This is a genomic window from Streptomyces sp. DSM 15324 (assembly GCF_001514285.1).
Lineage (GTDB): Bacteria > Actinomycetota > Actinomycetes > Streptomycetales > Streptomycetaceae > Streptomyces.
Window position 1 is genome coordinate 475,423 of sequence record NZ_KQ949025.1, and the last position, 17,982, is coordinate 493,404.

Below are 17,982 nucleotides of genomic sequence, written 5' to 3' on the forward strand. Positions count from 1 at the left end.
CGCCACCACTCGGTCACATAAACCCGAAAAGATGAAGAGCAATGGGGAAGCCCGCTTTCGGACGTACGGAGTTGGGCCGCGGTTCACCCACGCTCCATAGCTTCCCCGAATGCTGCAAACAGCGCTCTCCCACCAACCGGTCGCCGCCCCGGCACCGGAACACCGGCCGCTGATCTCCTACGTCCTGCCGGTCTACAACGAGCAGGACGGCATCGCCGCCTTCCACACCGAGCTGACCGCAGCCCTCGCCGGCCGCCCCGAGCTCGACTTCGAGATGGTGTACGTCAACGACGGCTCCGCCGACGGTTCGCTGGCGATCCTCAGGGCGCTGGCCGAGCAGGACGGCCGGGTACGCATCGTCGACTTCGCCCGCAACTTCGGCCACCAGATCGCCATCACCGCCGGACTGGACGTCGCCCGGGGCGACGCGGTGATCGTCATGGACACCGACCTCCAGGACCCGCCGCGGGTCAGCCTGGAGCTGGTGGACGCCTGGCGCGAGGGCGCGGAGATCGTGCACGCGCGCCGCCGCAGCCGCCAGGACACCGCGTTCAAGCGGACCACCGCCCACCTCTACTACCGCGTGCTGCGCTCCTCCACCGAGGTCGACATCCCGCTGGACACCGGCGACTTCCGCCTCCTCGACCGGCGGGTCGCCGACGAGCTGCGCAAGTACCGCGAGAAGAGCCGGTTCGTGCGCGGGATCGTCGCCTCGATGGGCTACCGGCAGACCGAGGTCGCCTTCGACCGCGACGAACGCTTCGCCGGCGAGACCAAGTACCCGCTGCGCAAGATGGCCAAGCTCGCCATCGACGGCGTGACCAGCTTCTCCACCGTCCCGCTGAAGATGATCACCCGGCTCGGCTTCGTCGTCCTGGCCCTGTCCATGGCCGGCATCGTCTACGCCCTCGCGATGAAGTTCTTCCGCCCCGACATCACCGTCTCCGGCTGGACGATGCTGATGGTCGTCGTGCTGTTCCTCGGCGGCGTGCAGATGCTCTCCCTCGGGGTCATCGGCACCTACATAGGCCGCATCTACAGCGAGGCGCAGGGCCGTCCGCTGTACCTGGTGCGCGAGGTGATCGGCGGTTCCCGGGCCGATGACTGAGACCACGGCCAGGATCCCGGCGCGCCCCTCCTCCCGGACCGTGCGCCAGCTGGTCCGCTACACCCTGATCGGCGGCAGCGGGGTCACCCTCGACCTCGTCGTCTTCCTGCTGCTGCACAGCGGGGCCGCGATGGACGAGCAGTTCGCCAACGCGATCAGCACCACGCTCGCCATCACCAACAACTTCGCCCTCAACGCCCGCTTCACCTTCGAGGCCCGGGACCGGCTCGTCGTCCGCTTCCTGCGCTTCTACGCCGTCGGGCTGACCGGCATCGCCCTCACCAACCTGCTCTTCCTCGCCTTCACCGACGGCCTGGGGATCAACGCCAACCTCGTCAAGGTGGGCTCGATGCCGCTGGTCCTGGCGCTCCAGTTCGTGCTCAACAAAAAATGGAGTTTCGCGTGAACCTCGGCATCATCGGCGCCGGCGCCACCGGCCTCACCGCCGCCTGGGACGCCGTGCGCGCCGGGCATCAGGTGACCATCCTGGAGGCCGCCGGTGAACTCGGCGGGCTGGCCGCCTCGCTGGAGGTGGGCGGGGTGCCGCTGGAGCGCTACTACCACCACATCTTCCGCAGCGACAAGGCGATGATCGCGCTCATCGGGGAGCTGGGGCTCGGGGACGCGCTGCGCTTCCACCGGCCGACCACCGGGATCTACCGGGGCGGACGGCTCATCGACTTCACCACCCCGTTCGACATGCTCCGCTTCCCGGAGTTCTCGCCGGTGGACGCGGTGCGCTTCGCCGGTTCCTCGGCGGTGCTGAAGGCCGTACGCAACGGCGAGCGGTACAACGACCTCACCGCGCTCGCCTGGCTGCGCAGGAGGGCCGGGAAGAAGGCCACGGCGGCCGTCTGGGAGCCGCTGCTGCGGGGCAAGTTCGGGGACCGCGCCGAGCAGGTGTCGATGGCCTGGCTGTGGGCCCGCATCCACTGCCGGACCTTCGAACTCGGCTATGTGGACGGCGGATTCGAGCGGGTGTACGCGGCGCTGCGGGACGGGATCGAGGAGCGCGGCGGGAAGGTCGAGTTCGGCAAGGCCGTCGAGACCATCCGGCAGGAGGGCGACACGCCGGTCGTGACCTGCGCGGACGGGTCGACGTACCGCTTCGGGCACCTGATCGTCACCACGCCGCAGCCCGCCTTCGCCAAGGCGGCGGGGCTGCCGGCCGAGGACGCGGTGTGGAAGAACCAGTACCTGGGCGCCACCTGCTTCGTCCTGGAACTGGACCGCAGTGTGATCCCGTACTACTGGCTCAACATCAACGAGCCGGACTTCCCGTTCCTCGCGGTGGTCGAGCACACCAAGATGATCGATCCGTCGGTCTACGGCGGCCGGCACATCCTCTACGTCGGCAACTACGTCGAGCGCGAGGACTGGCGCTTCACGACCGACCCCGGTGAGCTGCTGAACGCGTTCGTGCCGTACCTGAAGCGGATCAACCCCGCCTTCGACCCGGCCTGGATCAAGGACTGGCACTTCTCGAAGGCCGGCTTCGCCCAGCCCGTGGTGACCCCGCGGTACCGGGCGCTGATACCGGGCCACGAGACCCCGATGAGCCGGGTCACGCTGGCGACGATGGCCCAGATCTACCCGCAGGACCGGGGGCAGAGCTACTCGGTGGAGATGGCCCGGAAGGTGACGGCCTCGCTCGGGCTGCGCTGAGCGGTCGCGCACATCGGAAGGGGCCCCGGTCCGGCGCGTTCCGGGGCCCCTTCCGCGCACGCGGCTACTTCAGCCGGCACACCACCAGCGGCGTCCCCGGCCTGAGCGGCGGGCACGCGTACGTCGCCTGTACGCGCCTGCGCAGGTCCGCGTCGACGGAGGCGAGCCGGAACCAGGCCCGGTCGAGGATCGCGTAGGGCGCCGGGTCGTGGTCGACGCAGTCGGCGTTCTCCTTGAAGGACTTCAGGTCGGCCACGTCCGGGATGAAGCGGGTGCGCTGTAGGAACGTGGCGATCGGGTAGCGGCACCGGGCCGGGTGGTCGACGTAGTACACCGTGTCGCCGAAGGCCAGGTAGAGCACCTCGGCGCCCGCCGGGAGCTGTGCGCGCAGCCGGTCGGCGTCCTTCTGCTTGGTCTCGGCGTTCCGGTGGAACGTGGTGTTGGTCGAGGACACCTTGCCGTACTGGGCGAGGTGCGGGGAGCTCGGCCAGATCGGTCCGGCGAGCAGGACGACCCCGGCGAGCGCGACCGGTGCCAGGGAGCGCCGGGGCAGTGCGGTGAGCCGGGTGTCGGCGAGCGCGGCGAGCAGGGCGAGCAGGCCGAGGGCCCACATCGTCGCCGGGCGCTGGAGGCCGTGCGGCAGCCGGGTGTAGAGCGCGGGCAGGGTGCCGTACAGCAGGGACACCGCGCCGAAGCACCACGGGGGCCTCGCGGATCCGCCCACCGCGAGGCCGCAGAGGGCTGCGGCGAAGACGGTGAGCTGGACGGCGTGGTACGGGAACCAGTTGCCCTGGACGATCACCACGGCCAGCGAGCCGAAGCCGACGAGCACGGCGAGCGTCAGCAGTTCCAGGCGGCGGGCTCGGCCCCGGACGCGGGTGAGGAGGAGCAGCAGGGCGCCGGGCAGGAGCAGCAGCACCGGGGTGAGGACCGACCGGTCGGCGAGGAACTCGAAGGACCGGTGCAGGATGAAGCCGGGGCGGATACCGGTGCGGCTGAGGGCCGACTGGTTGATCAGCGGCATGTCGTGCGTCCACTGGAGCTCGTGCGAGCCGGCGAGGACGCTCAGTCCGAAGAGCGCGAGGGCGGCGGGTACGGCGACGGCGGCGACGCGGATCGCCCGGCCGCGGTCGACGGCCCACAGGACGAGGACGCCGAAGGCGGCGGTGGAGGCGGTGGAGTACTTCATCATCACCGCGAGACCGAGCGGCAGCGCGGCGAGCAGGGCGGCGGGCCAGGCCCTGCGGACCCCGAGGGCGGCGGCGACGCCGAACACCGTCAGGACGACCGCCGTCCACTCCGGCTGGAGGAAGTCGGTGCGCGGGGCGAGGACCAGGACGAGTCCGGTGGTGCCCGCGGTGAGGGCGGCCTCGCGCGGGGTGGTCCGGCGCAGAGTCGCGGTGTACAGGGCGAGGGCCGCGGCCGCCACGACGAGGGCGCCCTCGGCCTCGATGACCGTCTCCCGTACGGCCACGCCGCCAAAGGCGGGCAGGTCCAGCAGGGCGATGAACCAGCGGTAGAAGAAGGGGCGGTGGGTGAAGACCTCGGACGGGGAGTAGCCGGCCTCGCCGCCGAGGCGCAGGGCGGCGAGCACGTACTGGAGGTCGCCCGTCAGGCGCCGGGTGAGGACCGTGTACACGACGGCCGCCGCGGCCGGGGCCGCGACCACCGGCCACCACAGGGGTGACCGGCGGGCGCGGGGGGCGGGCGGCGCGTCGACCGGGGCGGTCGTCGTCGCCATGCGGTCAGCCGCCCAGGACGGTGCGCAGGTCGGCGGAGTTGGCCTCGGTGACCTTCCACAGTTCCTGCTGGCGGCCGTGCACGTCGGCGACCGTGCGGTCGTGGTCCGCGAGCAGGTCGCGGGAGCGTTCGACGAGGAGCGCGGCGAGGTTGCGGTCGTGCACCGAGACACCCCATTCGGGGCGGTCGATGTCGCGCAGGAAGTACGCCATCTTGGGGTGCGAGATGAGGCTGATGATCGGGGTGCCGCAGCCGAACGGGATCATCCCGGCGTGGCCGCGCATGCCGATGACCAGCTTGGTGCGGGCGTACAGGTCGCGGATGCCGTCGTTGTCGAAGTCGTACATCGGGATGACGGGCAGCGAGACGCCGTGTTCGCGGCGCAGGTCGAAGGCGATCTTCTCGTCGTCGAGGGAGTGCGCCACGCACTGGACGTCGGCCAGCTCGCGCAGGCCCTCGACGGCCTTGGCCATCTGGGCGAGGAAGGAGCCGTAGTCGTGGCCGAAGCGCAGGCCGGCGCGGTCGTAGGCGGCGTTGACGAGGATGGTGTCGTCGCGGCGCGCGGGGTCCTGCCAGCCGTCGACGAGCCGGCGGGTGACCGTGGTCGGGCAGGGCTGGAAGCGGACCTTGTCGTGGAGGTGGGCGGGGAGCATCGCCCGGACCTTCTCGATGGAGCCGTGGTTGCGCAGGCCGAAGAACGCGGACTTCTCGACGAGGAGGCGCAGCGACTCGCGGAAGCGGTGGGCGCGGTAGGACTGGCCGTCGAAGGCGTTGAAGCCGACGGCGTAGACCGCGATCGGGACCTCGATGGCCTTGAGCATCTCGTCCGGGACGTTCCACTGCCAGGCGCTGTTGCCGTTGGGCATGGTGTCCGGGATGAAGAGGCCGCCGCCGCCGATGACGAGACCGCGGCGGGCGTTGACGCGCTCCAGGGCGTTCCGGTCGAAGAGGCGGTGGGCGTGCACGGAGTGCCAGCGGCGGGAGGTGGTGTCGCGGTCGAAGCCGAGCCGGACGCTCTCCGGGAGGAGCTTGTCGCCGGCGTTGCCCTGGCGGTCCATGTAGAACGCGACGTGGGCGAGCTGGTCCTCGGGGCGGCCGGCGGGCTGGGCCGGGATGCCGGTGGTGCGCTGGTGCCAGATGCGGCTGGCCCGGTGGGTGGGGTCGACGGTGAGGCCGGCGGTGGCGTACGCGCGGGCCTGGGTGTCGTCGCCGTGCACCCAGGCGATCTGGGCGAGCCGGGAGAAGGCGGTGGCGGCCCGGTTGGGGGCGGCGCTCGCGAGGTGGAGGTGGGCCTTGGCCTCCTCGTAGCGGGAGACGCTCATCAGGGCGTTGCCGTAGACCTCGTGCGGCCAGGCCTCGTCGATGGGCAGGTGGACCTGCTCCAGGATGTCGACGGCGGCCTGGAAGTCGCCGGCGCCGATGTGGGCGAGGGCGACCTTGCGGGCGGCGTCGGCGTCGCCGGTGCGCTCGACGTGCGGGGTGCCGTAGTGGACGAGCAGGTCGGGGTGGAGGGTGTCGCCGGCCTCCAGGTAGGCGGCGTGGAACTCGGCGTCGGTCAGCTCGAACTCGGCCCAGCGCTCCTGGGCGAGCCCGTAGCCGGCCTCGCCGCCCTGCCAGGGCTTGTGGCGGCCGGTGAAGTGCAGCACGGCGACGTCGTCGGGGACCGGGAGGTCGCCGGAGAGGCGGCGCTTGACGTAGTTGTACCGGGGGTCGAGGTCGACGAAGTCGCCGTCGAGGAGCGCGTTGAGGATGCCCTGGTCGTGCTTGTCGAGCTCGTACGTGCCGCTGCGGCCGATCGCGTCGATCTTCGCGCAGAACGCGTCGCTGAGGTACTCCTTCTGGATGACGAGGAGACCGCTGTTGAGCATGCGGGTCTTGTCGCCGTAGAAGAACTGCGGGACGGCGGCGAGGCCGTGGCGCAGCGTCAGGAGCTCGTCGACGGGGCCGAGGACCACCATGTCGGTGTCCAGGGTGATCACGGTGTCGTAGTCGCGGACGCGGAAGACGTCGAGGATGAAGTAGGCCTTGCGGACCAGGTAGTTTTCCTGGTCGCCCTTGACGTAGGAGTCGTAGTGGTCGGCGTCCACCCGGCGGAACGTGACGCGCGGGTGCAGGTCGCGGATCGCGGCGACGGAGGCGGGGCGCAGGCCGTCGTGGAGGACGAGGAAGTCCTCGCAGAGGTGCGGGTTGGACAGGGCGAGGGAGCGCAGCAGGACGAGGAAGCCGGGGAGGTAGTTCTCGTCGACGAAGCTCGCGAAGGCGATGCGGCGCTTGCCGGTGAGGGCGGAGGCGTCGGTGGCGGGGGCCGCCGGGGCGGGGGCCGGTGTGGAAGTGGTCATCGCAGGGAAATCCTCATGCCGGAGACGCTCTGGGCCCGTTCCATGACCCACGTCTTCTCGCTGCCGTATTCGTGCACGTTGGTGATGGCCAGCTTCATCGCCTCGGGGAGGCGGTAGGCGCCGCTCTCGTAGAAGTCGAAGCCGATCAGGTCGAGCGTGGGGCTGACGTCGAGGAAGTCGAGCAGCCAGAGCATGTTGAAGCCGGAGGTGGGGATGGCCGCGAACTGCTCGGTGGTCCAGCCGCCGATGGTGCGCACGGGCCAGCGCAGCGACTCGTCGTTGACGCAGGTCTGGGCGCCGGGGATCAGCTTGTTGCGGACCGAGTACTTCCAGTCGGGCGAGCTTCCGCTGAACACGAGCCGGGTGTCGACGGGCTTGTCCCAGTTGTAGTGGTGCTTGTGGATGGTGACGTGGATGTCGGTCCTGCTGCCGGTGTGCGCCGGGTCGATGCGGTACGAGTTGAAGCGCACGACGAGGTCGTAGGCGTCGATGTCGTGGCCGAGGCCGCTCTCGCCGACCGTGCCGGAGTTGGCGACGAGGCAGATCGACTTGCCGGCGATCCGGTTGCGGAACTCGCCGAGGCTGAGCCACTGCACGCCCCCGAACAGGGGGTCGGGGACCGGGCCGCGCATCCGGTTGCGGCGGGCGTCGGCGTACAGGGCGAGGGCCCGGGTCAGCTCGGGGGTGGGGCGGCTCTGCCGGGCGGTGGCGAGGTCGAGGTAGTGCGCGAGGGCCTCCTGGACCTCGTCCTCGCGGGCGCCCTCGCGGTCCATGGCGAGCAGCGCGCCGGCCAGCCGGGCCTCGGCGCCGGGCTGGTCGCCGGCGGCGTGCGCGGCGAGGCCGTCGGCCCAGGCGTCGGTGGCGGGTCCGGCGGCGAAGCGGGTGGCCTCGGGGACGGTGCGCTCCAGCAGGGTGAGCAGTTCGGTGCGGGCCCGGGTGGCGGCGTGGATGCCGTCGACGCGGGCGCGGACGCCGAAGCCGTCCTCCTTGGTGAGTTCGAGGTAGCGCTCGTAGGCCTCGGCGGCCTCCTCGGGCAGGCCGAGGGCCTCCAGGATCCGGCCGCGCAGCCGCCAGCCGGCGCGGGAGCCCCGGCGCAGGTGGAGGATGGTGTCGGTGATGGTCAGCGTGAGGTTCAGCTCGTCGTCGTAGGGGCAGACGACGGCCTTGTTGCCGACGTTGAGCAGGGCGTCGAGGACGTCGTTGCCGAGGGTGCCGCCGCTGCCGGTGGCGGCGGCCCTGGTGCGCCGGAGCAGGCTGGTGGCGGTGGGCGCGGGCGCGGACTGGTCCTGGACCGCCCAGGTGGCGAGGAGTTGGCGGAGCGCCTCGGCGACCGCCTGGCGGCGGGGGTCGAGGCTGCCGACGAGCTTGCCGCTGTGCACGGAGCAGGCGCGCAGGCAGTCGTCGAGCGAGACCGGGGATGGCGCTGACGAGGGCTTCTGCGGCCTGGCGTCTGACCCTCTGCTGCGGACCCTCGTCATGGTTCTCCTGGTCTTATGAAAAGCGTATTGACGTACTGAAACCTGGTGAGGTTGGGAGAACGTAAGAAAGGAAAACGACGCTCAGGTGAACCCCTCGGAACAGAGGAGCGAATGCTGAGGCCGTCGAACAGAAGTTTCTCGGGTGACGCCATAGGGTCCACATGGACGGCACTCATCCGCATTCCTAGGGACACCCGCGTGACACAGACGGTCGTGAACACGACACAAGGGAGCCTCACGGTCGCCACCCCGGAGGCGGCCCCGCGCGGTGGCCGGCTGCGCGCGCTGGACGGCCTGCGGCTGATCGCGGCCCTGATGGTGGCCTGCTACCACTACGGCGGCCGGGGCGGCGACATCACCCGCGCCTGGGGCACCTCCGCGGCGCGCGTCTTCCCCACCCTGCACACGCCGTTCGCGTACGGCTGCCTGGGCGTCCAGGTCTTCTTCGTGATCAGCGGCTTCGTCATCTGCATGAGCGGCTGGGGCCGTCCGCTGCGCTCGTTCTTCGCCTCCCGGGTGGCCCGGCTGATGCCCGCGTACTGGGTGGCGGTGCTGCTGGTGACGGCCGTCTTCGCGCTGCCGGTGGTCGCCTACGACGCCGTCTCGCCCAGTGACGTCCTGGTGAACCTGACCCTGCTTCAGCAGCCGCTGGGGGTGGACCGGGTGCTGGGCGTGGACTGGACGCTGTGGGCGGAGGTCCGCTTCTACGCCCTGTTCGCGCTGTGCGTGGTGCTGCCGGGCGCGAACCGGCGCCGGGTGATCCTGTTCTGCGCGGGCTGGATCCTGGCGGCGGCGATCGCGCAGGGCGCGCACCAGCCGCTGCTCGACATCGTCCTGATGCCGGAGTACGCGCCGTTCTTCGTCGGCGGGGTCGGCCTCTACCTGGTCCACCGCGACCGCCGGGACCCCTACGCGTGGGGGATCACCGCGGTGAGTTTCCTCATCGGCCAGCACTACGCGGTCCGCAGCCTGTGGAACGCCTCCGACCCGCACGCCTTCGCCCACCGCACCTCGTACGGCGTCATCGCGGTCGTCGCCTTCGGGTTCGTCGCCGTCGCGGCGATCGCGCTGGGGTGGCTGGACCGGGTGAACTGGGGCGGGCTCACGGTGGCGGGCGCGCTGACGTACCCGTTCTACCTGGTGCACGAGCACCTGGGCTGGGTCGTGGTCGCGGCCCTGCACCGCCGGCTGGGCGTCCCCTCCTCGGCCACCTTCCTGCTGACGGTCGCGGGGATGCTGGTGCTGGCGTACGCGATGAACAATCTCGTGGAGGAGCGACTGACGCCGAGGCTGCGGAAGGCGCTGACGGCGCCGCGCCAGTGAATTCCGGGTGAATCACGGGGCCTTTTTCAGGAAACTCCGCAGCGCGCCGAGATTCCCGCGATGACGATCTCCAGCCCTCGTCGAAATGCGTGCCGTAATCGGGCCAGGGCGTGAACTCAAGCGCTCGCGAGCGACAGCTTCACCGCGAACCCGAGGAACAACGCCCCGGCCGCCGAGGTGACACCCGCGGCCAGCCGCCTCCGCCGCCGGAAGGCATCTGCAAGCCGCGTCCCGCTGAAGATCAGGACTGTCAGGTACAGCACGCTGGCGAGTTGGGCGAAGGCGCCGAGCACCAGGAAGGACAAGGCAGGGTAGGCGTAGTCGTCTGAGACGAACTGCACGAAGAAGGCGACGAAGAACAGGATCGCCTTGGGATTGAACAGGCTCACGACCAGCGCCCGGCGGAAGGGCCGCTCATCGGCGACGGCGGCCTCCTCCTCGGCGGGGACCCGCGACCGCACCATCGCCCACGCCGCCCGCAGCATCCCGACGGCGAGCCAGCTCAGATATCCGGCGCCGGCGTACTTCACGATCCCGAACAGCACGGCGTTGGCCTGGAGCAGCGAGGCCACCCCGGCCGCCGACAGCGTCATCAGCACGGTGTCCCCGCACCACACCCCGGCCGCGGCGGTGTAGCCCGCCCGCACCCCGCGCCGGGCGGCGACGGAGAGGACGTACAGGGAGTTGGGTCCCGGAAGGAGGACGATCAGGACGAGGCCCGCGAGATAGGTGGGAAGGTCGACGACTCCGAACATGAGGACGAGTGTCGCACGGGGGTTCCCAGGTCAGAACGCGTCGGCCGGGACGTACGTCCCCCACACCTCCCGCAGCGCCCCGCACACCTCACCCACCGTGGCCCGGGCCCGCAGCGCCTCCTTCATCGGGTACAGGACGTTGTCCCGCCCCCCGGCCGCCGTCCGCAGGGCGGCCAGGGCCTTCCCGACCGCCGGGCCCTCGCGCCCGGCGCGCAGCCGCGCGAGCCGCTCCGCCTGCCGGGCCTCGACGGCCGGGTCCACCCGGAGCGGCTCGTACGGCTCCTCCTCGTCGAGCCGGAAGCGGTTGACGCCCACCACCACCCGCTCGCCGGAGTCGGTCTGCCGGGCGATCCGGTAGGCGTTGCGCTCGATCTCCTCCTTCTGGAAGCCGCGCTCGATCGCCGCGACCGCGCCGCCGAGGTCCTCGACCCGGCGCATCAGCCCGACCGCCGCCGCCTCCACGTCGTCGGTCATGCTCTCGATGACGTACGAGCCCGCGAACGGGTCGACCGTCGCGGTCACGTCCGTCTCGTGGGCCAGCACCTGCTGGGTCCGCAGCGCGAGGCGCGCGCTCCTGTCCGAGGGCAGCGCGAGCGCCTCGTCGAAGGCGTTGGTGTGCAGGGACTGGGTGCCGCCCAGGACGGCGGCCAGACCCTGGACGGCAACCCGCACCAGGTTCACCTCGGGCTGCTGGGCCGTCAGCTGGACCCCCGCGGTCTGGGTGTGGAAGCGCAGCATCATCGACTTCGGGTTGCGCGCCCCGAACTCCTCCCGCATCACCCGCGCCCAGATCCGGCGGGCGGCGCGGAACTTCGCGACCTCCTCCAAAAGGGTCGTACGGGCCACGAAGAAGAAGGACAGCCGAGGGGCGAAATCATCGACGTCCATGCCCGCCGCCACGGCCGTTCGGACGTACGCGATACCGTCCGCCAGGGTGAAAGCGATCTCCTGCGCCGGGGACGCGCCCGCCTCCGCCATGTGGTACCCGGAGATCGAGATCGTGTTCCACCGCGGCAGCTCGGCCCGGCAGTACCGGAAGATGTCGGCGGTCAGCCGCAGGGAGGGCCGGGGCGGGAAGATGTACGTCCCGCGCGCGATGTACTCCTTGAGGACGTCGTTCTGGACGGTGCCCGTCAGCCGGTCCGCCGCGATGCCCTGCTCCTCCGCCACCAGCTGGTACAGCAGCAGGAGCAGCGCCGCCGGGGCGTTGATCGTCATCGAGGTGGACACCCGGTCCAGCGGGATCCCGCCGAACAGCACCCGCATGTCGTCGAGGGAGTCGACGGCCACGCCCACCTTGCCGACCTCGCCGTGGGCGAGCGGGGCGTCGGAGTCGTGGCCCATCTGCGTGGGCAGGTCGAAGGCCACGGACAGGCCGGTCGTGCCGTGCGCGATGAGCTGCCGGTAGCGGGCGTTGGACTCGGCCGCCGTGCCGAAGCCCGCGTACTGGCGCATGGTCCAGGGGCGGCCGGTGTACATGGACGGGTGGACGCCCCGGGTGAAGGGGTAGCCGCCCGGTTCGCCCAGTTGCTCGGCCGGGTCCCAGCCGTCCAGGGCCGCGGGCCCGTACACCGGCTCGATCGGCAGTCCCGACTCCGACTCGCGCACCATGCCCACCACCATGCCGCTCCGTTCGCCCGGCGTCATCCGGGGGGAACATCTCAGGCATGCGGATGCGGAGATCGATCATCGCCCTGGCCGGCACGGCGGCCCTGGCGACCCTGTGCGGCTGTACCGTGCGGACCCCGGGCCCCCAGGACGGCAGGGCGCGCCCGCCGGTCCAGGCCGGCGTCACCGGTACGACCCCCGACCCGGACCCGAGCGGCACCGCCCCGGACGACAAGCCGATCGCGGCCCGGACCCCCGGCACCCCGTCGCCCGCCCCGGCCGTGCTGTACCGGCGGGGCGACTCCGGGCGGGGCGTGCGCGAACTCCAGGCCCGGCTGCGGCAGCTCGCCTGGCTCTTCGAGGGGCCCACGGGACGGTACGAGGCGTCCACCGAGGAGGCGGTGAAGGGGTTCCAGGGCAAGCGCGGGCTGCCGCGGACCGGGACCACGGACACCGTCACCTGGGACCGGCTGGTGGGGATGACGCGTGAACCGGGGCAGTGGGAGCTGTATCTGATGGGCGGCCAGTCCGCCGCGGAGCCCGACTCCCGGTGTCTGACCGGACGGGTGCTGTGCATCGACAAGACGAGCCGCACCCTGCGCTGGATGATCGACGGACGGACCGTGTCGACCATGTCCGTGCGGTTCGGCTCCCAGTACACGCCCACCCGCGAGGGGGTCTTCCAGGTCTACTGGAAGTCCCGCGACCACGTGTCGACGCTCTACCACACGCCGATGCCGTACGCGATGTTCTTCAGCGGCGGCCAGGCGGTGCACTACTCGTCCGACTTCGCGGCCCGCGGCTACGCGGGCGCCTCGCACGGCTGTGTGAACGTACGGGACGAGGCGGCGGTCTCGGCGCTCTTCGCGCAGGTCCGCAGCGGCGACAAGGTCGTCGTGTCCTGGTGAGTTCGGGGCGCGGGCGGGACCGGGGGAACGTGTCCCGCCCGCGCCGGGTGCACGAGCCGTAGGTACGGGGGGAACCCCGGCTGCGTGCGAAGGCCGATGACCAGTCGGCTCACTTGTTACTGCGTCGCGGCCCCCGAAAACGTCACACCCTGCGCGAAAAAACTTCCGGGATTTGCGAAGTCCCAGTTCAGGTGGGGTGTGGGGGGCGCTGCGAGCGGGCGGGAGCCGGGGGGAGTCAGTGGTGGCCGGGGCCGCCGGTGCCACCGTGCCCGCCGTTGCCCCCGTGGCCGCCGCCGTGGCCGTGGCCGCCGCCGTGGGCGCCGCCGTGGCCGTCCGAACCGGTGCCGCCGCCGTGGGCGCCGCCCCAGCCGTACCCCGTGCCGGCCGCGGCGCCGCCCGGGCCGGCGGAGGGCCCGGCCGAACCCCCGTCGTGGGTGCCCCGGCCGCTGCCGCCGTCGTCGTCGCCCCAGGAGTTCCAGTGGTCCGAGTCGTCCTGGCCGCCGCCCCGGTTCCGGCCGGAGCCGCCGTCCAGGACGTGCGCGCAGTACGTCGTCACCCGGGACCAGCCGCCGGCCAGGCCCTCCAGGGTGCGGCGGCGCTCGGTGCCCAGCGTCCGGCCGGCCTCGATGTCCCGGCAGGACGAGGCCACGCCCTTCGGCCACCCGCCGCGGGCGCCGGGCGCGGTGGAGGAGCCGTCGGTGCCCTTCGTCCGCCCGGTGGTGCCGCGGTCGGTGCCGCCGTCGGGCGCCACCGCGTCCGGGGCGCGGCCTGAGGTCTCGGAGGTCTTCGGGGAGGGCGAGGGCGGGGCCGACGGGCGGTCGGGGCTCGCGGCGCTGGAAACGGAGGCGCCGGGTTCGGGCCCGGCCCCGTCGAAGGGGCTCGGCAGCATTCCGCTGCCCGCGGCCACCGTGACCCCGCCGAGCACGCCGGCGGCCACCGCGGCGGCCAGCCCCAGCCTCAGCGGGCGGCTCAGGCGGCGGTGTGCCCGTTCGCCGTTGCGATCGGCACCGGTGCGACCGCCGATGCGGACGAGTCCGACGTCGGCCGGATACGCCGACGGGTGTGACGTATGCGACCGCTGTGACGTGGGGGACTCGGCGTGGGACTCCCGGGCCGCCCGGGCCTCGCTGAAGGCCTTCAGGGCGGCCGCCTCACCGGGGAGCTCCTCGTCGGCGCGCAGCGGTTCGGCGCCGAGCGCGGAGAGCGCGGCCAGCGTTCTGGCGAGGCGTTCGGCCTGGTCCTGGGCTTCCGGGGCGACAGCGTTCTCGGGTGACTCACCGCGCAGCAGACGCTCCGCCGTCTCGCGGTCGAGCCACCTGTCCTGCTTGTCGGCCATCACATGTCCTTCTGCGTCCGCGCGCTCGGTTGCGTCACACTCGCGGACGTTACCGCGCGCGAACGCGGCCCTCGCTGCGGAGGCAGGGCGTCGAGCACCCCGGCGGTCTCCGGATCCCCGCCGAGCATCTCGGCGAGCTTCTTCAGGCCGCGGTGCGCGGCGGTGCGGACGGCGCCGGGGCGCTTGCCGAGGGTCTCGGCGGCGGTCCTGGCGTCCAGGCCCATCACGACCCGCAGCACGACCGCCTCGGCCTGGTCCTGCGGAAGCCGGGAGATGAGGTCGAGCGTGCGGCCGGTGGCCAGCGCCTCGATGGCCTCACCCGCGGTGTCGGACTCGGCGGCCCGGCCGGTCAGCTCGGTCTCGTCACCGCCGATCGCGGGGCGCCGGCCGCGCATCCGTACGTGGTCGAGCGCGCGGTTGCGGGCGATCCGGGCGGCCCAGCCGCGGAAGCGGTCCGCGTCGCCCCCGAAGCGCTCCAGGTCACGGGCGATCTGCAACCAGGCCTCGGAGGCCACGTCCTCGGCGTCGAGGTCGCCGACGAGTGTGCGCACGTACCCGAGGAGCCGCGGGTGCACCGCGCGGTACACAGCCCGGAAAGCGGTCTCGTCCCCGTTCTGTGCCGCAAGCACCGCGGCTGTCAGCTCCGCGTCGTCCCCCACGTCGTGGTTCCTCGGTCGGTCGATGGTCGCGGTCGAGACCGCTGGTCGGTGCGGTGGACCGCAGGTCGTCGCGGTGGTCTGCCGCTGGGCCCGTCCGGCGCGAAAGGCACGTTACGACCTGAAAGCACCGCCCGTCCATGTCCGCACACCCTGCAACCGACTCGTGATCCCGTCGGGGACGGTCCCGCACGGTACCCGGGGTGTGACAGAAAACGCACTCCCGGCGCTGAAGGAAGTACGGGCCGCCGCGCGGTCCGTGCCGCGCGACGGCCGGGGTCTCTCCTGTGGGGGGTGGCGACCCCGGTCGTTGCCTCGGCAGCGTGAGGCTACCGCTTCCCGGCGTTGCCCTCGGGGTTCTTCGCGGCCTTGTCCTGGCCCTTGCCGGTGGTGCCGCTGCTCCTGCCGCTGCCCCCGCCGTCGTTCTTGCCGTTGCTCTCGCCGTCGATCTTGCCGGTGTTCCCGCCGTCGTTCCCGCCGGCGTCGCGGGCCGGCGCCGTCTGCGCCGCGCAGTACGCCTCGACGTTCTCCTCGCCGCCCGCCGCCGTCACCAGCCGCTGCCAGGCCGTGGAGTCCAGCGCCCTGCCCCGGCCCTCGACCCGCTCGTAGGCGCGGCAGTGGGCCGCGGTGTCCTGCGCGCTCACCGGACGGTCCCGCTCGGCCGGGGCCGACGGGGCGGCCGGGGACGGGGTGAGCGACGGCGCGGCGGAGCGGCCCTCGGACGCGGGCGCGGACCGCTCCGGACGCCTCGCCTCGGCCGGGTCCTCCCCGGCGGACCCGATCGCGGCGAACGCGACCCCGCCGAGGGCGAGGCTCGCGACGGCGACGGAGAGCGTGGCCCGCAGCGAGCGGGCGGTGGACCGGCGGGTCCGGGGCCGCCAGTCGTCGCGCCGGCGGGTCCGGGCGGTGTGCGCGCCCGCGTCCCGGGCGGCCCGGAAGGCGGCCACGGCCCGCAGCTCGCCCTCGCTGCCCGCGGGCGGCGCGACGGGACGCCCCGCGATGCGCAGGACGTGGGCGAGCAGCGCCTCCAGCTCCTGGTCGACCGCGTCCGCCGCCGGACCCGTACCGGCCGGGTGGGGACGCCGACGGACCGGCTCCCCGCCGTCGTTCAGCCGTTCACCCATGTCCGTTTCCGCCTCTGTCCCATGCGTACGTCTGTGCGTGCCGCCGATCCCCGTGACTGTCCGGGTGGCCGCGGCCGGCCGTGCGGCCGTGGCCGTTCATGTCGCATCCCCCAGCGTGCGGGGGCCGTCATCCGTCACACCGTCGCCGTTCCCGTCCGCCACGCCGAGCTGGCGGGCCAGGCGTTTCAGGCCGCGGTGCGCGGCCGTGCGGACCGCTCCGGGGCGCTTGCCGAGGACCCGCGCCGCGGCGGGACCGTCCAGCCCCACGACGACCCTCAGCAGCACGGCCTCCGCCTGGTCCCGCGGGAGTCCCCGGACCAGTTCCAGCGCCCGCGCGGTGGAGAGCGACTCCAGCGCCTGGTCGTGCGTGGTGTGCGGACCGGGCAGGTCCATGGCCACCTCGTACTCCAGCGCCGCCGCCCTCGGCCGCACGCGCAGCCGGCGCAGGTGGTCCAGGGCCCGGTGCCGGGCGATGGTCGCCGTCCAGCCGCGGAACCCGGCGCCGTCGCCCTTGAACCGCCCGAGATCGCGGGCGATCTCCAGCCAGGCGTCGGAGGCCACGTCCTCGGCGTCGTCCCCGACGATCCCGCGCAGATAGCCGAGCAGCCCCGGCTGGACGATCCGGTACGCGACGGCGAACGCGGTCTCGTCGCCGTCCTGGGCCCGTGCCACGGCCGCGCCCAGCTCCCCGTCGTACGCCTGCGCGCGCCGGGGTTCCCCTCCCTGGCCCAAGACTGTCCTCGTTCGTACGGAATTCGCTGGGGGTGCACCCCCACGGTCTTCAGCGCCGGGCCGCACGGAAATGTCACAGGGTGGGCCGTCCGCCCCGGTCGGGGACCGGCCCCGCACCCGGCCCTCCCGCCCGGCGCCCGGCACCGCCTCCAGCCCCGCGCCCAGCCTGGCGTCCGGCCCCGCGTTCAGACCGCCACCCGGCGGGAGCGGCCGTGCAGGGTGAGGTAGAAGGTCCGCAGGGACTCCTCGGGGGCGCCCGTCTCGAAGCGGTTGACGACCTTGCCGAGCGGGTTCCAGACCCGGCCGTCGGGCATCCGTACCCCGACCGGCTGCCCGAACCAGCCGCGCTGCGGCTCCTCCAGGTCCACCCAGGCCGCGCCCGCGCGGCGGACGAGCACCTCACCGACGTACGCGCCCAGTCCCACGAGCGTGTCGTGGGCGCGCGCCCGGTCGGCGCCGCCCTTGCGCAGCCCGTCGGCCAGGAAGTCGACCAGGCGCAGGCTGGCCGGGGAGTAGTCGAGGGGCAGCCGGTGCCGTGCGGTGGCGCGCTCGACGAACGCGCCGGCGCACGCCCGCATGTCCGCCGCGCCTGTCCCGCACGGGTCCGTCCCGCGCCGTTCTTCCGTCCTGCCGCCCATGCGCCGCCACCCTCCGCTCGGCCCGCCGGGCCCGCTCGGTCCGCGGGGAACCGGCTCGGCTCCCCGCTGTCCCAGCGGCCGGCGGCGCCGGAGTGTCACGGGTCGCGGACGTGTCGTCGGTCACGTGCGCAGGGCGTCCCGGCAGAGCAGCCGGAGCGATCCGTGGCCGGCGAAGCACCGGCGGGCCTCGTCGACGGGGTCCCAGAGACGGCCGTCCGGGGTGCGGACCCAATGGTCGCCGCCGGCCGCCCACCACTCGGCTCCGCCGTGGCGGACGATCACCTCACCGGCGTACGCCCCGAGTCCGCGCAGCACGTTCTCGACGGCCGGGTACGGGGTCTCCTCGGCGCGCAGCTCCTCGATCAGCCGGTCGACCCGCCACAGGCTCCGCGCGGAGTGGTCGAGGTACAGGCGGGCGCCCTCGCGCAGCGCGCACAGCGTGTCGGCCGCCCAGCGCACCGGCTTCACGGCGGCCTGGGGCCGGGCGGGGAACGGGTGAGTCGTCGTGGTCATGTACGGGAAAGCGTGGCGGGGGCATGATCCGTCACGCCGTTCCGGACGCCTTCCCGGAA

The 17,982-nt window shown here is 72.8% G+C and carries 16 protein-coding genes; 5 read left to right on the plus strand and 11 right to left on the minus strand.

Features of this window, described 5'->3' with window-relative positions:
• Positions 1-109 precede the first annotated feature (109 nt).
• Genes AQJ58_RS12430 through AQJ58_RS12440 form a run of 3 tightly spaced genes read left to right on the plus strand, consistent with a single transcriptional unit; the run spans position 110 to position 2,773 of the window.
• Complete coding sequence (locus AQJ58_RS12430) at positions 110-1,108, plus strand: glycosyltransferase family 2 protein (protein WP_067248833.1); 999 nt, start codon at positions 110-112, stop codon at positions 1,106-1,108.
• Positions 1,101-1,514: a GtrA family protein gene (locus AQJ58_RS12435; protein WP_067248836.1), complete on the plus strand. Its 414-nt coding sequence runs from the start codon at positions 1,101-1,103 to the stop codon at positions 1,512-1,514. Before AQJ58_RS12430 ends, AQJ58_RS12435 begins: the two co-directional genes overlap by 8 nt.
• On the plus strand, positions 1,511-2,773 hold the full coding sequence (locus AQJ58_RS12440; protein ID WP_234360030.1) for an NAD(P)/FAD-dependent oxidoreductase: 1,263 nt from the start codon (positions 1,511-1,513) through the stop codon (positions 2,771-2,773). Before AQJ58_RS12435 ends, AQJ58_RS12440 begins: the two co-directional genes overlap by 4 nt.
• A gap of 64 nt (positions 2,774-2,837) precedes the next feature.
• Here AQJ58_RS12440 and AQJ58_RS12445 read toward each other — a convergent pair whose 3' ends face one another.
• Genes AQJ58_RS12445 through AQJ58_RS12455 form a run of 3 tightly spaced genes read right to left on the minus strand, consistent with a single transcriptional unit; the run spans position 2,838 to position 8,330 of the window.
• Positions 2,838-4,514, minus strand: coding sequence for a hypothetical protein (locus tag AQJ58_RS12445; protein ID WP_067248840.1), 1,677 nt, complete (start codon positions 4,512-4,514; stop codon positions 2,838-2,840).
• A gap of 4 nt (positions 4,515-4,518) precedes the next feature.
• Positions 4,519-6,852, minus strand: coding sequence for a glycosyltransferase (locus tag AQJ58_RS12450; RefSeq protein WP_067248842.1), 2,334 nt, complete (start codon positions 6,850-6,852; stop codon positions 4,519-4,521).
• Positions 6,849-8,330, minus strand: coding sequence for a glycosyltransferase family 29 protein (locus AQJ58_RS12455; RefSeq protein WP_067248846.1), 1,482 nt, complete (start codon positions 8,328-8,330; stop codon positions 6,849-6,851). The genes AQJ58_RS12450 and AQJ58_RS12455 overlap by 4 nt, the downstream gene beginning before the upstream one ends.
• A gap of 198 nt (positions 8,331-8,528) precedes the next feature.
• On the opposite strand from AQJ58_RS12455, the gene AQJ58_RS12460 reads away from it, so the two are divergent.
• Positions 8,529-9,653 carry an acyltransferase family protein gene (locus AQJ58_RS12460; RefSeq protein ID WP_234360031.1) on the plus strand — a complete coding sequence of 375 codons (1,125 nt, stop codon included), beginning with the start codon at positions 8,529-8,531 and terminating at the stop codon, positions 9,651-9,653.
• A gap of 116 nt (positions 9,654-9,769) precedes the next feature.
• On the opposite strand, the gene leuE is transcribed toward AQJ58_RS12460, so the two are convergent.
• Complete coding sequence (gene leuE, locus AQJ58_RS12465) at positions 9,770-10,408, minus strand: leucine efflux protein LeuE (RefSeq protein WP_067248849.1); 639 nt, start codon at positions 10,406-10,408, stop codon at positions 9,770-9,772.
• A 30-nt stretch (positions 10,409-10,438) separates the two neighbouring features.
• Entirely contained in the window at positions 10,439-12,019 is a 1,581-nt protein-coding gene (locus AQJ58_RS12470; protein ID WP_067249697.1) for an acyl-CoA mutase large subunit family protein, read from the minus strand.
• A gap of 56 nt (positions 12,020-12,075) precedes the next feature.
• Between AQJ58_RS12470 and AQJ58_RS12475 the strand changes: the two genes are divergently transcribed.
• Positions 12,076-12,924: a L,D-transpeptidase family protein gene (locus AQJ58_RS12475; RefSeq protein ID WP_420712150.1), complete on the plus strand. Its 849-nt coding sequence runs from the start codon at positions 12,076-12,078 to the stop codon at positions 12,922-12,924.
• 235 nt (positions 12,925-13,159) lie between these two features.
• On the opposite strand, the gene AQJ58_RS12480 is transcribed toward AQJ58_RS12475, so the two are convergent.
• The 6 genes from AQJ58_RS12480 to AQJ58_RS12505 all read right to left on the minus strand — a co-directional run bounded on the left by AQJ58_RS12480 (position 13,160) and on the right by AQJ58_RS12505 (position 17,923).
• Positions 13,160-14,260 (minus strand): hypothetical protein, encoded by a 1,101-nt coding sequence (locus AQJ58_RS12480; protein ID WP_067248851.1) that lies wholly within the window; start codon positions 14,258-14,260, stop codon positions 13,160-13,162.
• Complete coding sequence (locus AQJ58_RS12485; protein WP_067248854.1) at positions 14,260-14,919, minus strand: RNA polymerase sigma factor; 660 nt, start codon at positions 14,917-14,919, stop codon at positions 14,260-14,262. The genes AQJ58_RS12480 and AQJ58_RS12485 overlap by 1 nt, the downstream gene beginning before the upstream one ends.
• 326 nt (positions 14,920-15,245) lie before the next feature.
• A complete protein-coding gene (locus AQJ58_RS12490) occupies positions 15,246-16,040 on the minus strand; it encodes a hypothetical protein (RefSeq protein WP_067248857.1) in 795 nt (264 codons plus the stop codon).
• A 96-nt stretch (positions 16,041-16,136) separates the two neighbouring features.
• Positions 16,137-16,772: an RNA polymerase sigma factor gene (locus AQJ58_RS12495; RefSeq protein WP_067248860.1), complete on the minus strand. Its 636-nt coding sequence runs from the start codon at positions 16,770-16,772 to the stop codon at positions 16,137-16,139.
• 185 nt (positions 16,773-16,957) lie between these two features.
• Complete coding sequence (locus tag AQJ58_RS12500) at positions 16,958-17,410, minus strand: hypothetical protein (protein WP_234360032.1); 453 nt, start codon at positions 17,408-17,410, stop codon at positions 16,958-16,960.
• Positions 17,411-17,530: 120 nt separating this feature from the next.
• Positions 17,531-17,923 (minus strand): hypothetical protein, encoded by a 393-nt coding sequence (locus AQJ58_RS12505; protein WP_067248864.1) that lies wholly within the window; start codon positions 17,921-17,923, stop codon positions 17,531-17,533.
• Between the last annotated feature and the right edge of the window lie 59 nt (positions 17,924-17,982).

Excerpts from the sequence above, each read along its gene's own strand:
- AQJ58_RS12430 (WP_067248833.1), top strand. The coding sequence starts at position 110 with ATGCTGCAAACAGCGCTCTCCCACCAACCGGTCGCCGCCCCGGCACCG.
- AQJ58_RS12500 (WP_234360032.1), bottom strand. The coding sequence starts at position 17,410 with ATGGGCGGCAGGACGGAAGAACGGCGCGGGACGGACCCGTGCGGGACA.
- AQJ58_RS12455 (WP_067248846.1), bottom strand. The coding sequence starts at position 8,330 with ATGACGAGGGTCCGCAGCAGAGGGTCAGACGCCAGGCCGCAGAAGCCC.
- AQJ58_RS12435 (WP_067248836.1), top strand. The coding sequence starts at position 1,101 with ATGACTGAGACCACGGCCAGGATCCCGGCGCGCCCCTCCTCCCGGACC.
- AQJ58_RS12450 (WP_067248842.1), bottom strand. The coding sequence starts at position 6,852 with ATGACCACTTCCACACCGGCCCCCGCCCCGGCGGCCCCCGCCACCGAC.
- AQJ58_RS12475 (WP_420712150.1), top strand. The coding sequence starts at position 12,076 with ATGCGGATGCGGAGATCGATCATCGCCCTGGCCGGCACGGCGGCCCTG.
- AQJ58_RS12505 (WP_067248864.1), bottom strand. The coding sequence starts at position 17,923 with ATGACCACGACGACTCACCCGTTCCCCGCCCGGCCCCAGGCCGCCGTG.
- AQJ58_RS12470 (WP_067249697.1), bottom strand. The coding sequence starts at position 12,019 with ATGGTGCGCGAGTCGGAGTCGGGACTGCCGATCGAGCCGGTGTACGGG.
- leuE (WP_067248849.1), bottom strand. The coding sequence starts at position 10,408 with ATGTTCGGAGTCGTCGACCTTCCCACCTATCTCGCGGGCCTCGTCCTG.
- AQJ58_RS12490 (WP_067248857.1), bottom strand. The coding sequence starts at position 16,040 with ATGGGTGAACGGCTGAACGACGGCGGGGAGCCGGTCCGTCGGCGTCCC.
- AQJ58_RS12480 (WP_067248851.1), bottom strand. The coding sequence starts at position 14,260 with ATGGCCGACAAGCAGGACAGGTGGCTCGACCGCGAGACGGCGGAGCGT.
- AQJ58_RS12445 (WP_067248840.1), bottom strand. The coding sequence starts at position 4,514 with ATGGCGACGACGACCGCCCCGGTCGACGCGCCGCCCGCCCCCCGCGCC.